Origin of the sequence: Actinomadura gamaensis (assembly GCF_042652125.1) — a bacterium.
In the GTDB taxonomy this organism is placed as follows: Bacteria; Actinomycetota; Actinomycetes; order Streptosporangiales; family Streptosporangiaceae; genus Spirillospora; species Spirillospora gamaensis.
On the sequence record NZ_JBHSIT010000005.1, the window covers coordinates 437,233 to 451,552 of the forward strand.

Here is a 14,320-nt window from a genome sequence, read left to right on the forward strand (position 1 = left end):
CATTTCAGTCCGGTCCTCCCGACCCGGTCGAGGTTCCCCGTCCTTGCGGCGCCCCCGTCCCGGATGAAGCCTTGGCGCACCCGGGACGGCCGGAGGGAGCCTCGTCCCCACCCCCGAGAAGGTGTTCCATGAGCACGACCCGCGCTGCCCTGCCCGACAGCACGACCGACGCGTTCCAGGCCGAGGCGCTCGCCGCCGCCAACGCCGACCGGGCCAGGCACCACGCGCCCGCGCTGGTCCTGGACTCCGACCTCAGCAAGTACGCCATGGAGCGGGCCGCCTCCCGCTCGCAGTCCGAGAAGCTCAGCGCCGGGCACAGCGGCCTGCGCGACGGCACGGGCGAGAACATCTTCTGGGGCGGTTCGTCCGGCGAACCCCGGCCCGGCTCGGACGCGGTGAAGTCCTGGTACGACGAGATCGGCAACTACGACTTCGACAAGGCGCAGTTCAGCCCGAACGCGGGCCATTTCACCCAGCTCGTCTGGAAGAGCAGCACCAGGGTCGGCATCGGCCGCGTCTCCGGCCAGGGCCCGGAGTTCTACGAGACCTACATCGTCTTCGTCTTCGAGCCGCCGGGGAACATGGAGGGCGAGTTCGCCGACAACGTCCTGCGCATCTAGACACGAGAGGCGCGACAGAGCGCCCGGCAAGCCCCATCGCCCGGCGGTCCCGTCCCTCCTCGGGGGGCGGGGCCGCCGGGCGATGACGCGGCTCGGCGCGCTCCGGCCCGCCGTCACTTCATGGGCGCCTTGGTGGTGTAGGTGTCGATGAGGCGGACCGTGGTGGTGCGCGTGCCGGAGACGGCCACCTCGAACGTGCCGCCTCCGGCCGGCCGGCCGCCGTCGACGGTGTGCTGGGTCGTGACTCTCACCGGACCTTCCGCTCCGCTCGACGTCTCCCGGATCCGGCAGCGGGTCGGGCGGGTGAACGTCAGGGGCCCGGGCAACCTGATCAGGCCGGTGCGGTGGCGCTTGATCCGGTAGTGGGCGCGCTGCCCGTCCCGGCAGGTGACGTCGATGGTGACCGGGCCGGTGCGCAACCCCCTCGGGTCGCGGATGAGCTTCTCCACGCGCAGCTCGCCGCGGCGGACGCGTTCGTCGGTGAAGGTGCAGGTGTGCTTGGGCCTGCTGTCGGTGACGAAGAACGCCGCGGTGGCCGACCCCGGGTCGATGGCGACGCCGTCGCAGACGATGCCGGTCAGCTTCCACTCGCCGGGGGCGCCGGGGCCGGCGAGCTCGGTGATGAAGTAGGAGCCGTGCGGCAGCGGCGCGAGGGTGACCGACGCCGGGTCGTGGCCGGGAGAGGTGGTCACGCTCAGCCGGTCCGGTCCGCGCCCCGGGGCGGGGACGGCGCCGCGCGACGGCGTGGAGCGGATCTGGAAGTCGGCGCGACCGTACCCGCCGATCGTGCGCTTCTGGATCGTCAGCTCCCCGGCGGGCTCCCAGCGGTTGGTGAAGACGCACTGCGTGGGCCTGTCGGTGAGCGTGACGACGTGCTCGACGTCCCCGGCGCGGGTGAGGCGGCCGCGTACCCGGCGGACGGCGCCGTCCTCCTCGACGCACTCGGCGCCCACCGGGCGCCAGCGTCCGGCGGCGGTCGGCGCGGGCAGGTTCTCGCTGATGGTGTAGGTGCCGGCCGGGGCGTCCTCGACGACGCCCACGAACTCGGGGACGCCCTCCTGATCGGTGGTCACCGAGCCGCCGCCGGCGCTGATCGGCCTGGGCGACACGCTGAAGTCGAACGGCCCTCCGGTGCCGCCGATGGTCCGCTTGTAGATGGAGACGCCCCTGGCGAACACCCGCTCGTCCACGTAGGTGCAGGTGACGGTGTCGCCCGCCGCGAGCGTCACCTGGACGCTCGCCCCGCTGATGTCGGTGCTGCTCTCACCGGTGTCGGAGTCGCATTTCAGCGAGTCCAGACGCCACCCGTCCGGGACGTTCTCGGTGAAGTTCCACGGTTCGTCGCCCGCGCGGGTCTCGCCGCGGTCGAAGGACATCTCGCCCGGCCGCCCCGGCCGGGCCTCGACCTGGAAGTCGCCGCCGGGGACGTAGGAGACGTTCCCGTTGAAGCCGAAGGTGTAGGACTGGTCGCCGCCGCCCTCCAGCTGCTTGCGGACGATGATCTTGCCCGCTCCCGGCGGCGGTGTGACGGCGTAGTAGTAGCAGAAGACGTGCGTCCGGCCGGAGGGGAACGCGACGGTCTCGACGTTGTCGCCGTTGAGGTTGTCGACGGAGCACCGCAGCGCGCCGAAGCCGTACTTGCCGCGTCCGAAGACCCCGTTCATCAGCGGGTCGGACGGCGTGCCGCCCTGCACCCAGAGCCGGCCGCGCCGGAGCAGGTCCAGCTGCTTCTGATCCAGGGTGACCGTGACCGCGCCCGGCAGGGACCTCCCGGTCGGGTTGCCCCGGGGGTCCAGCCACGGCGTCGAGGCCTTGGTGGCGGGGGTCTCTCCCGCCGGCCCGCTCACCGTGCTGAGCAGGTCGGTCTTGCCGTCCACGCCGTCGCCCCAGGTGAACTTCCAGCCGACGAGCGGCTCGCAGTCGGGATCATTGGGATCGTCGATCGCCGGGTCGATCGGCTCGCCCTGCGTGTACACGGTGTTCTTGCCGAGGTCGCGGAGCGACTCCTGGATGTTGTTGCGGGCCAGGTTGGCCATGATGTCGGTGTACTCCGGGCACTGCCGCGCCGCCAGCGTCACCTTCAACGGCCCGTCCGCCGCCCGCGAACCCGCGGTCGCTCCGGACGCCGCCCGAGCGTTCGCGCCGGCCGGCCGCGCCGCCGCGTGCACTCCCGACGTCAGACCCGCCAGCAACATCAGCGACGTCACCGCGCCGCCCAGCGCGGCGCCCAGCCTCCAAGTCATGATCATGCCGTTCCCGCCGCCGCGCGCTCCACGGCCAAGCCCGGTTCAAGTCATGATCAACTCTGGCCGGGAACCGCTCGGGCGTCGCGTACTCGGGAACGTGCGCATCGGTATGGCTGAGACGCGGCGCGTACTAGGACGTGCTTAGGGCCTGCGAATAAGGCGTCGTCCCCATGTGCCGGGTGGGGTCTTAGGACGAACCTTTAGGTGTCGGCAGGGAACCCGGCCGACGGACCGAAAAGGGAGCCAGGCACCATGTACCACCACTCGTTCGCCCAGGGAATCGCTCAGCAGCGCGTATCCGCCCGTCGCTCGGAGGCCAGGGCCGCGCGGCGTGCGGCCAAGGCCAAGGAGAAGGCGCGCCGGCGGTGACGCCCGCGACCGGGCGACCGCCGAAGCCCGGGAGACCGGAAGGCTGTCGCAGGGACACGAGGCCCTCGCCACCGTCAAGGTGGCGAGGGCCTCTCGTTCTCTCCCCGCCTGCGCGGACGGTCGGACTCAGGACGTGGGCGGCTGGTGCCCGATCCACGTCACGTACCAACCCTGGTCCTTGGCGGTGTCGGGCGTGAGGGGCCTGCCGTCCGGCCAGTACAGGTAGAGCAGGAACCACTTGGCCGAGGCCTGGTGGACGTCCTGGGCGCCGAGCACCTTGAAGTGGTCGCCGGTGGTGCTGCGCACCGAGGCCGTGTAGGACGGCGTGGCGGTGAACCCGGCGGCCGAGGTGTCGACCCAGATCTTGATGGTGCCGTCGTCGTGCCGCTCCCAGCCGGCGCCGGGCGCGGTGCCGCCGGAGCCGGTCAGGCCGCAGGCGGCGGCGTCCGGGCAGGACGGCCGCGGGTCGGGTTCGGGCTCGGGTTCGCAGTCGCACCCGTCATAGCCGCCGGGCCAGCCGCCGCCGGGCCAGCCGCCCGGCCAGCCGCCGCCGCCCGGCCAGCCGCCCGGCCAGCCGCCGCCGGACCCGCCGCCTCCGGGCGGGCAGGCGAGGCGGGAGGCGCACAGCGTCACCCACGCCTTGGCCGCGGGACCGGCGGGCGGCCCGCCTGGAGTGGACGTCCCGGACTCGTTGGCGGTCGCGGTGGCGATGTTGCGGATGACGCCGGGCCGGGTGACCTTGGCCTGGACGGTGAGGGTCTCGCTCGCGCGGACGGCGAGATTGTCGATCGTCCACAGGCCGGTGGCGGCGTTGTAGGCGCCGGCGGAGGCGCGCGCGGAGACCGGTTCCAGCTCCTTGGGGAGCCTGTCGGTGACCTTGACGCCGGTGGCGCCGCTGGGCCCCGCGTTGGTGACCCGCAGGGTGAAGGAGACCAGCTCGCCGACGGTGAGCTGGACGCGGTCGGCCGCCTTGAGCAGCCCGAGCTTCGCCGTGACGGCGACCGGCGTGGTCACCGCGTTGGACGTGGACGTCATCGCCGCGGCCGGCGTCGCCATGGGGTTGGTGTAGGCGGCGGTGGCCTGGTTCTCGATCTGGCCGCCGGGACCCGCCCCGGCCCCGGTCACGGTGACCTGGAACTCGACGGTGAGCCCCTCGGCGCTGCCGGTCACGCCGGTGTGCTCCAGCCGGCCGCCCTTCCTGCCGTCGGCCTTGGCGCCGGCGCCCAGGTAGAACCGCAGCGTGCCCGCCGCGATGTCGGCCTGGACGTCCGGCAGCGCGGTGCCCGCGCCCGGCCCCTTGACGATCTTCGCGCTGCCGGGCACGTACTTGGTCCCCGCGGGGACCGGGTCCGACAGCACGAAGTCCTCGGCCGCGACGCCGCCGTAGTTGGTGGCGTTCACCTGGTAGGTGATGGTCTTGCCGATCCCGGACTGGCCGCCCGGGGTGGCGGACTTCTCCAGCACCACGTACGGCGGGGTGCCGAACTCGATCTGGTCCAGGAAGTTGCCGATGGTCTTGTTGCCGCCGTAGGCCGACACGGACCGGAAGGCGAACCGGGTCACCTTCTGGTCGGCCGGGACGGTGTAGACGCCCTTGTGCGCGCCCCACTCCTTGCCGTCCCGCAGGACGCGCTGCTCGACCACCTTGTCCGGCGGGCCGATGTCCACGGCCATCGCGTCCTCGCCGTTGCGGCCGCGGTGCAGCAGGCTCCAGTACAGGGTGCCCGCGTTCTCGGTGTCCAGGTCCTGGTACAGGGTGGACTCCTGCTTGGCGTTGAGCTCGGCGAACTGGGTGCCGGCGTCCGCGCGGGCGGTGACGCCCTCGTGCCCGCTGGGCCAGAGCTCGATGAGGTGGTCGGGCGTGTCGCCCGACTTGACGGGTTGGGCGATCCAGCCCGGCACCCTCTTCTTCTCGTCGGTGCTGGTGGCGTCCGGCCGGAAGTCGATGTCCTTGGGGTCGATCCGCGGTTCCTCGAAGCTGCCGTTGACCAGCTTCACCTGCTTGGGACGCCTGTCCTTGGTGGGGTTCTGCGGTGCCGCCATGGGGGGTTCTCCTCTGCATCGGGGGAATGTCCGATCCCTCCCTGACTACCCTCGGTGAGGATCAGTAACGATGCGGAGTAGTGGCAGGTGGCTGGCGACCCGAGCACCCCACAGTCACTCAGAGTCACATATTCTTTACCCACCGGCGGAAACCCGGCAGAGGCGCGGCGGTCGAGGCGCGGCGGCAGGAATGCGGCGGCGGAGGCGCGGCGGCAGAGCGCTCTCTCAGGACGCGGACGCGGCTCGGTCCGCCGGAGGCTCCTGCTTGAGCGTGCAGATCATGGCGGCGACCTGGGTGCGGGAGTTGAAACCGAGCTTGGTGAAGATGTGCTCGACGTGGGCGTCGGCCGTGCGCTTGGAGATGACCAGGCGTTCGGCGACCTGTCGGTTGGACAGCCCTTCGGCGATGAGGTGGGCGACCTCGCGCTCGCGCGGCGTGAGGGGACCGAGCGGGCTGCCCTCCCCGGCGTCCGGGAGCGGCGCGCCCTGCTCCCCGTCGGCGACGAGCCCGTTGGCCAGGGCGATCAGCTCGGCGGTGGCGAGCTGCGCGCCGCGGCCGTACGCCGCGGTGAAACGCTCCGCGCCGAGGCCGAGCATCAGGGTCTTCTCGACGCCGGTGTGCAGATCGACCAGGCCCCGGACGCCCCACAGGGGCCGGCCGACCTTGCCCCAGAGCATCCCGGCGCCGCCCAGCAGCGTCGCGGCGAGGTCGTGCTCCTTCAGGCCGCACGCCGTCCAGGACAGGTACTCGACCGCGGCGGCGGCGCACATCGTCTCGCCCTGCTCCAGGGCGCAGGCCAGCGAGGCGCGGCCCAGCTCGCGGCTGCGGTCCAGGTCGCCCAGCGCCCACAGGGACGGCACCTGGAACGTCAGCAGGTAGTTGCGCACGAACCGCTCGCGCGGGATGTGCGCCAGCTCCCGCAGGCCCTCCTCCACCTCGGTCACGGCACCGGCCGGGTCGCCGCCGCCGGTGAGCAGCGCGGCGGCCTGGAGGCGGCTGGTGGCCCGAACGTAGAGGTCCTCGGTCTCGATCGCCTGCGCGCGCGCCCGCGTGATCGCCGCCAGCGCGCGCGGTGGATCCTCGCCCCAGATGGTCAGCTCGAAGCCCTCCAGGTAGGCGGCGCGGGCGCGCAGGAAGTCGTCGTCGAGCCGTTCGGCGGCCGTCCGGCAGCGCGCGACCATCTCCCGTGCGGTCGGGTCGGCCTGCAGCAGCCCGTAGTAGGCGCCGGACCACAGGGCCCTGCCGTGCTCCGGGGTCAGCACGGGCTCGGCGGCGAGCGCCTTGTCGATCCAGCGGCGGGCCTCGGTGAGCCGGTTGCGGCCCAGCCACAGCCCCCACAGGCCGTTCACCAGCCGCAGCGCGGCCTCCTCGCCGGGATGCGCGGTGGCGCAGTCCAGCGCGACGCGGAAGTCGTCCAGGTCGTCGGCCAGGCGCATGCTCCAGCGGACCTGGTCGTCGCCGAGCCACTCCTGGCCCGCCCGGGTCGCCGTCCGCAGGAAGAAGTCCTGGTGCCGCCGCGCGTACAGCTCGGTGCGCCCGGCGGCCTGCAACTGCTCCGCGCCGTACTCGCGGATCGTGTCGAGCATCCGGTAGCGCTGCTCCTCCACCCCCGGGACGCGCCGCACCACGGACTTGTCCACCAGCGAGATGAGCAGGCCGATCACGTCCAGGCCGTCCAGCTCGCCGCCGGAGCAGACCTCCTCCACGGCCTCCGGGGTGAAGCCCCCGGCGAACACCGACAGCCGCGCCCACAGCTCGCGCTCGGGCGGCGAGCACAGCTCGTGGCTCCAGCCGATCGTGGCGTGCAGCGTCTGGTGGCGGGCCTGCGCCGACCGCGCGCCCGCCAGCAGCCGGAACCGGTCGTCGACGCGGCGCAGGATCTGCTCCAGGGGCATCGTCCGCAGGTGGACGGCGGCCAGCTCGATCGCCAGCGGGATGCCGTCCAGCCGCCGGCACAGCGCGATCACCTCGGCCCGGTTGTCGCCGGTCAGCGCGAACGACGCCTCGGCGGCCCGGGCGCGGGCGGTGAACAGGGCCAGGCTGTCGTTGGCCGCCGCGCCCGCGCCGGTGGCCGGCGCGGGCATCGGCGGCACCGGCAGGACGTGCTCGCCGGGCAGCGCCAGCGGCTGGCGGCTGGTCAGCATCAGCACCAGGTGGGCCGAGTTGCGCACCAGGATGTCGGCGAACATCGCCATCGCGTTGATCAGGTGCTCGCAGGTGTCCAGCACCAGCAGCGCCCGCCGGCCGGCGAAGTACTCGATGAGCTGGTCCATCGGCTGCCGCGCGGCGGCCTCGGGTAATCCCACCGCCGCCGCCACGGCGTTCGGCAGGAACTCGCCGTCGCGCAGGCCGCTCAGCTCGGTGAGGCTCACGCCGTCGGGGAAGTCGCCCCGCACCTGCTGCGCGGCGCGCAGCGCGATCCGCGTCTTGCCGACCCCGCCCGGACCGGTGAGCGTGACGACGCGTCCCTGCGTCACGGCCCGGCGGACGGCCGCCAGCTCCGCGCCGCGTCCGATGAACTCGGTCGGCTCGTGCCGCGCGCCGGCCCGAACCCAACCCCACTGCGTCACGTCACCGCTCCATCGCGTCACGCACGCAGCGTCTCACCTCGCCCGCCCCTCGGCACCCCCTTCGACCGAACCGCTGCCCCTGCGGACCGGCGAGGCGGGCTCAGGAGTCGGGGCAGGTGTCCCAGTACTGCTTGATGCCGCCGCCGGGCGCGGGCGGCGGGCAGAGGAACCGGTCATAGCGCGTGTCGTCGTCGAGGAAACGCTTCATCCAGGAAATGGAGTACTTGGCGATGAGGGTGTTGGGAAGGACGAACGAGAAGACGTGCTCGGCGTTGCCGAGTTCCAGATAGGCCTTCTCCGGCGCGCTGCGCAGGTCCTTGTAGATGGGCTCGGCGAACGTGGCGACCGGGGCGATGAGGTCGTTGTCGGCGCCCACGACGAGGGTGTCGGCCTTCACGTTCCAGGCGAAGCCGGAGTTGGGGTCCCACGGGGCGAGCGGGATGACGGCCTTGATGCCGGGCCGCTCCGCCGCCGCCCGGACGACTCCTCCGCCGCCCATCGAGTGCCCGATCAGTCCGGGCCTGGCCGGGTCGATCCGGTCCTTCACGCTGCTCTGCTTCGTGAGGTAGTCGAGCGCGGCCAGCATCTCCTCGCCGCGCTGGTCCACGACGTCGAACGGGTTGAGGGTGTCGATCGTCATCACCACGAAGCCCTGGGACGCCAGCCGCGGGCCGTACCAGGCGACCGAGAACTGCGGGCCGGTGAAGCCGGGGGTGATGACGATCGGCGCGAACGTGCCCTGGCCGCCGTCGGTCGGGTAGTAGATCGTGCCGCCGCCGAACCCGGGGTCGGCGTTGGCGGGCACGACGACCGAGGCGGTCCTGAAGGGCCCGGTCTCTGCGGTGACGGACGCCTCGGTCGGGTCGGGCCCGCGCTGATACGGATTCGTGAACGTCCGCGCCTGCCCGGCGCCAGGAGCGCGGCCGGCCACCGAAGCGCCCTCGGCGACCGACGCGCGGTCGGCGACCGATGCGCGGCCGGCGACCGGAGCGCGGCCGGTGGCGGGGGAGGCGCCGGGGGCCGCGCGCCCCGGAACGGCGGTCGCCACCAGCGCCGCCGCCATCCCGATGGCCAAGGCCGATCCTCGACAACATCTGCGCAGTACGTCGTTCATCGGACGGCCTTTCCACGGGGGACGCTTCGGCGCACGACACAGTGGCAGGGGCGACGTGCGAACCCAATGCAGTCGGCGACGAAGAAGCGGCGTTCTCTTGCCCGGAACTGACAACGCGAGAAGGTTTCGTCTCCGCCCCGGCGGCGACCGGAGCCCGTCACCCGGCCGTGGCCCGCCGACCGGGATCGGCGGGCCACCGCTTCATCCGCTAATGCGTGACCTCGACGGTCAGGTGACGGCTCAGCAGGGCGTCGAGGAGACCGGCCCGCGCGGGCGGGACGACGGCTCCGATGTACCGGTCCGGTTTCACTAGGACGAAGCAGCCGTCGGCCGGAGCCAGCGCCGCCTCCAGCCGTCCGTCGGCGTCGGCGACGGCCTGGCGTTCGGCGCGGGATGACGGAAGCCGGTCGCCCAGCGCGACGTCGATCCGCGTCAGCGGCAGCGACGGAACTCTCGCCCAGTCGTCCGGACGGACGTTCACCCCCAGCAGGACGAGCCCTTGGCCGAGCACGTCGTCCAGGAGCCGGGGATGCAGGCTCGGCGGGACGAGGACGCGCGGCTGCGGGAGCTGCGTTCCGGTCAGGGGGTGGTCGCCCGCGCGGAGGCCGGCGGAGTGGACGGCGCGCGGCCGGAACCGCATCTCGCTGAGGTAGCGGCGTCCGGCGGGCGTCAGCAGCAGCGCCCTCACCACGGCGTCCCTGACGAGGGCCCGCGCGGGATCGGTCGTCATGACGATCTCGCCGAGCCGCTCGGAGAAGCGGACCATGGCGGTGGCGTGCGGGCGCCGCTCGGCCTCGTAGGTGTCCAGCAGGCCGGGACGCATCCGGCCGTGCCACACCTCGGCGATCTTCCAGGCGAGGTTGACGGCGTCGCGGACGCCGGAGTTGAGGCCCTGGCCGGCGAAGGGCGGCATCATGTGCGCGGCGTCGCCGAGCAGGAAGCAGCGCCCGTCGCGCCAGGCGTCGGCGATGACGCCGTTGAAGGTGTAGTTCGTGCACCGCTCGACCTGGCCGGGCTCGATGCTCCGGTAGCGGCCGACGAGCCGCTCGATCGTCGCGAAGTCGGGTTTGGTCCCCGCCGTGCCCTCGCCGGGCCTGAGCCGGAACTCGTACCGGCAGCGGCCGTCGCGCCCGGCGACGATGACGGTGGGACGGTCGGGCCGTCCCAGGTGCATGCCGTACCGCTCGTCGTGATGGTCGCCGAGGGTGTCGGCGACGAGCCAGACGTCCCTGTGGCTGACGCCGGTCATGCCGATGCCCCGCAGCTCCCGCACGGTGCTGCGCCCGCCGTCGCAGCCCAGCACCCAGCTCGCCGTCAGCGGCACCTCCCGCCCGCCCGACCGCAGCCGGACGGTCACCGCGTCGCCGGTGTCGTCGATCCCGACCAGCTCGGTGGAGAAGCGGACGTCCACGTCCCTGCCCTTGAGCGCTTCGAGCAGGACGTGCTCCAGCTCGGGCTGGGCGAACTGGTTCTTGAACGGGTACCCGAGCCGGTAGGGCTCGGGTCCGCGGGCATGGAAGAGCGGACGCCCCTTGCGGTCGTAGTAGCGGGTGCCGGTGCCGGGGACGACGACGCCGAGGATCGCGTCGGCGAGGCCGGCGGCCTGGAAGGTGCGGAGCGACTCGTCGTCCAGGCTGATGGCCTTGGCCTCGTCGCTGGTGGTGGCGTTGCGCTCGACGAGGACGACCGGGACGCCGCGCGCCGCGAGCAGGTTCGCGGTGGTGAGGCCGACCGGCCCGGCGCCCACGACGAGGACGGGCGGGTGGGTCACCGCGCCTCGCCCTCGGCCCGGACGGTGTTGCGGAGCGTCCCGATCCCGCCGATCTCCACCTCGACGACGTCGCCGTCGGCGAGGAACACCTGCGGGTCGCGGCGGAACCCGACCCCGCCGGGCGTGCCGGTGAGGATGACGTCCCCCACCTCCAGCCGCGTGAACTGCGAGGTCACGGCGATCAGCTCGGCGACGTCGAAGATCATGCGGTCGGTGCTGGACGACTGCATCTCCGCGCCGTTCAGCCGCAGGCCGATGTCGAGCGCGCCCGGATCGATCTCGTCGGCGGTGACCAGCACGGGGCCGAGGGGAGTCGAGTCGTCCCACGCCTTGCCCTGCATCCACTGGTGGGACTTGTACTGGAAGTCGCGCATGGTCACGTCGTTGCAGATCGTGTAGCCCAGCACGTGGCCGAGCGCGTTCTTCCGGTCGATCCGGCGGCCGGACCGGCCGATGACCACGGCCAGCTCCGCCTCGTAGTCGACCTGCTTCGACTCCGGCGGCAGGACGATGTCCGCCCCCGCCCCGATCAGGTTCGAGGCGAACTTCGGGAACAGCACCGGATAGCTCGGCAGCTCCCGCTCGGTCTCCGCCACGTGGGACCGGTAGTTCAGCCCGACGCAGAAGATCTTCTCGGGCCGGGCGACGGGCAGCAGCGTCAGATCGTCCAGCGCGACGCCGCCGGTCTCCGCCTCGGCGTCCAGCACGGCGGCGGACGCGACCGTCCGGTCGATCCGGTCGACACCCTTGAGACGGCGGACCGTCCCGTCCTCGACCCGGCCGAGCGCCTCCGCGCCGTTCCCGTCCCTGTAGGCGACGAGCCTCATCGCATCCTCCTGGTGTCCACGTCGTTCGTCATGTCATGCGCCGAGCAGCGGCACCGCGGTGGACAACCCCCCAAGCCGTGAAGGCGAAGCGTCACCCCGCCCCCTCTACCCGTCGGCGTCCTATTTTGTAGGAAGCTAGTCCTGAATTATGCAAGTCACCAGGTCGGTTCACAAGGGGCCCTCGCCCCGCGTGCCTGAGCCCTGACCGCCGTACCCGGGGCGCGCGCGTCCGGCTGACGCGTAGCGTCAGCGTCGGCCGGTGACGGCCCGGATCTGCCGCATGACGAGATCCTGCAGGTCGGCGCCGTCGCGGTTGGCGAGGATGACGCCGACCCATCCGGTGTTCGGGAAAATGGTCCAGCTGGCGCCGACGCCGGGATTCGCGCCGGCGCGGTTCCACACCCACTGCCCGTTGGTGATGGAGACCGGCAGCATGTACGCGGCGAACGACGCGTCGGCGGCGACGGTCTCTTCGGCGAATCCGCCCCCTTGGGGGACGAGAGGGAACTTGGGTGCGGTGAGCAGATCGGCGTAGGGGCGCTGCAGCAGCGTCCCGTCGTTCAGCGCGTGCGCGAACCGGACGAGATCCGGCGCGGTGGCGAAACCGCCGTCGCCGGGCGCGTCGATGAAACTCCGTCCGGGATTCTTGCCGAACTCGTACGGGTGCGGGCTGCCCTTGTCCAGGTTGCGGACGGCGTCCACCTGGCTGCCGTCGGCGAGCGTCATGTACGGGTGGGCGATGTGCTGATCGGTGAGCCACTGCGGCCGCGCGAAGAAGCCGGAGCCGCTCATGCCGCAGCGGTCGAACACGTTCTTCTGGACGTGGTCCCAGTACGTCGTGCCGGCCACCGCCTCCACGATCAGGGCGGTGATGGCGACCTCGGCGCCGGAGTGCCACGTGGTGGGCGTGCCGGGAGCGGCCACGAGCTTCGACTGCCGCGCCCACTTCGCGTAGTACTCCCGCACCTCTTCCCGGCTCTGGAAGACGTGTTGCACGTCCTCGTCCGGAGTGTTCATCCCGGACGTGCCGGAGAGCATGTGATGGATGGTCACCTGCTCGGCGATCTCCTTGCCGAACCCCGTCAGGTGCGTGCCCACCGTGTCCGTCAGCTTCAGCCCGCCCTGCTGCGCCAGTTGCAGGATCGCCACCGCGCCGAACGGCTTGCCCGCGGAACTGAGGCTGAACGCCACGTCCTCGCCGTTGCGGATTCCTCTCGCCTCGTCGGCCATGCCGTAACTGCGCGACAACACCGTCCGGCCCCGGTGCGACAGCAGCACCACGCCGGAGAACCTCCCGTCCGCGGCCAGCTCGGCCACGTACCGGTCGTAGGCCCCGCCGGGCCGAGTGTCCGGCGGAATCTCGCCGGAACCGGTCGGATCCCCGTCGGCACGTTCCTCGTCGGCGCGAGCGGGACGGACGCCCGCCGGCTGCATGCCGGCGGTCGCCGCGCCGACGACCGCCAGGCCGCCCCACCCGAGCAGCCGCCGCCGTCCGACACCCTCTGCGAACTCCGAGACCATGCCCACCGTCCTTCTCCCATCGGCGGCGATCCGGCCGTCGATGCGCTGAACTCCGTCCGTTCACCGAAGACGACAGGCGGTTGCGCCGACGTATGCGTTTTTCGATACGCCCGCGATACAGGTGAGCGTTCGAATGTCCCGCGACTCTGGGGGAGTGCGGGGCAGGGACATGGCCTCGCGCGTGGGGCCTGGAGCCCTAGGATGATCACGTTGTGGCCGGACGCCCCTGAGGAGTGGTTCATCCGTGGCCGAGCTGAAGAAGGCTGTCCGGAAGGGTCCACAAGCCGGGGCCACGGGAGCCGCTTCGCGGAAGAAGCAGGAAGCGCCTGGTGCCGAGGCCGCGCTCAACCGCTCTGCCGACCTCCGGCCGACCGACTTCCTCGCGCTCCAGCGCACCGCGGGCAACGCGGCGACGACCCGGGTGGTGCAGCGGGCGATGCCGTCCGGGACGGCCCCGAGTGAGCTGTTCGCCGACCGGCCGGCGGACCATCCGGAATGGGCGAGGTTCGAGGGGCTGATGCGGTCCAGCGGCTTCCCGTCCGACATCACGGAGATCGCCTGGCAGTTGCTCATGGGCGGCCTCTCCGAGCAGGGGAGGCTGAACCGGGAGGCCGCCGCGAGCGGCCTCGACGACGCCGGTCGCCGCGCTCACCGCTCGTCCAACACCTGGTACCGGGAGTTCATCGCGCTCCTGGGCGACAGCCTGCGCGCCGGCAAGCCGTCGATGGCCCTGTGGTCGGGCGGCATCGACGTCAGCCGGTACGCCGAGGGCAAGGGCCACACGCCGCTGGAGGCCACCCGGCTCGGCAGGATCTGCGATCAGCTGGAGCTGAACTCGAACTGGAAGCTCCAGGCCCCGCTGTGGAACGTCCTGTCCACCGCGTTCGTGCAGCGCGCCACCGTCCCGGTGCACATCTACCTGCGCGCGTACGACCCGGAGAGCGTCCTGATGGCGCAGGAGATTCCGCAGCTCCGGATCGTCCAGCGCCTGAACCCGGACGTGAGGCTCGTCTGGCACCCGCTCTACACGACCCCGGACAACAAGATCAAGGAAATCGCCGCCGACTTCACCCTGGTCGAGGACGCCCCGTACACCAGCCGGGACAAGTGCGTCGGCGTGATGTACCAGTACCTCCTGCGGTTCCACGACACCGCCAACGCGAAGTCCTCCCGCGCCTACGACGAGATGAACAAGCTCCTCGCGAAGAACGTCGTCTCCAAGAAGGCTTAGGGACGGC

9 protein-coding genes are annotated in these 14,320 nt (G+C 72.1%); 2 read left to right on the forward strand and 7 right to left on the reverse strand.

Features of this window, described 5'->3' with window-relative positions; all coding sequences use genetic code 11:
• The first annotated feature begins 128 nt into the window (after window positions 1-128).
• Window positions 129-620, forward strand: a complete 492-nt coding sequence (locus ACFPCY_RS19705) for a CAP family protein (protein WP_378257157.1) — start codon at window positions 129-131, stop codon at window positions 618-620.
• A gap of 113 nt (window positions 621-733) precedes the next feature.
• Here the strand turns inward: ACFPCY_RS19705 and ACFPCY_RS19710 are convergent, their stop codons facing one another.
• From ACFPCY_RS19710 to ACFPCY_RS19740, 7 genes are all read right to left on the reverse strand, one after another.
• Window positions 734-2,863, reverse strand: a complete 2,130-nt coding sequence (locus ACFPCY_RS19710) for a prealbumin-like fold domain-containing protein (RefSeq protein WP_378257159.1) — start codon at window positions 2,861-2,863, stop codon at window positions 734-736.
• 498 nt (window positions 2,864-3,361) lie between these two features.
• The gene (locus ACFPCY_RS19715; protein ID WP_378257161.1) at window positions 3,362-5,278 is read right to left on the reverse strand and encodes a hypothetical protein; all 1,917 of its coding nucleotides are present in this window, start codon (window positions 5,276-5,278) and stop codon (window positions 3,362-3,364) included.
• A gap of 225 nt (window positions 5,279-5,503) precedes the next feature.
• Window positions 5,504-7,849, reverse strand: a complete 2,346-nt coding sequence (locus ACFPCY_RS19720) for a helix-turn-helix transcriptional regulator (protein WP_378257163.1) — start codon at window positions 7,847-7,849, stop codon at window positions 5,504-5,506.
• Between the two features lie 100 nt (window positions 7,850-7,949).
• Window positions 7,950-8,963 carry a poly(ethylene terephthalate) hydrolase family protein gene (locus ACFPCY_RS19725; RefSeq protein ID WP_378257164.1) on the reverse strand — a complete coding sequence of 338 codons (1,014 nt, stop codon included), beginning with the start codon at window positions 8,961-8,963 and terminating at the stop codon, window positions 7,950-7,952.
• Between the two features lie 208 nt (window positions 8,964-9,171).
• Complete coding sequence (locus tag ACFPCY_RS19730; RefSeq protein WP_378257165.1) at window positions 9,172-10,734, reverse strand: bifunctional 3-(3-hydroxy-phenyl)propionate/3-hydroxycinnamic acid hydroxylase; 1,563 nt, start codon at window positions 10,732-10,734, stop codon at window positions 9,172-9,174.
• Window positions 10,731-11,561 carry a fumarylacetoacetate hydrolase family protein gene (locus ACFPCY_RS19735; RefSeq protein ID WP_378257167.1) on the reverse strand — a complete coding sequence of 277 codons (831 nt, stop codon included), beginning with the start codon at window positions 11,559-11,561 and terminating at the stop codon, window positions 10,731-10,733. The genes ACFPCY_RS19730 and ACFPCY_RS19735 overlap by 4 nt, the downstream gene beginning before the upstream one ends.
• A gap of 246 nt (window positions 11,562-11,807) precedes the next feature.
• Window positions 11,808-13,082 (reverse strand): serine hydrolase domain-containing protein, encoded by a 1,275-nt coding sequence (locus tag ACFPCY_RS19740; RefSeq protein WP_378257168.1) that lies wholly within the window; start codon window positions 13,080-13,082, stop codon window positions 11,808-11,810.
• A 244-nt stretch (window positions 13,083-13,326) separates the two neighbouring features.
• On the opposite strand from ACFPCY_RS19740, the gene ACFPCY_RS19745 reads away from it, so the two are divergent.
• Entirely contained in the window at window positions 13,327-14,313 is a 987-nt protein-coding gene (locus tag ACFPCY_RS19745) for a hypothetical protein (protein ID WP_378257170.1), read from the forward strand.
• Window positions 14,314-14,320 lie beyond the last annotated feature (7 nt).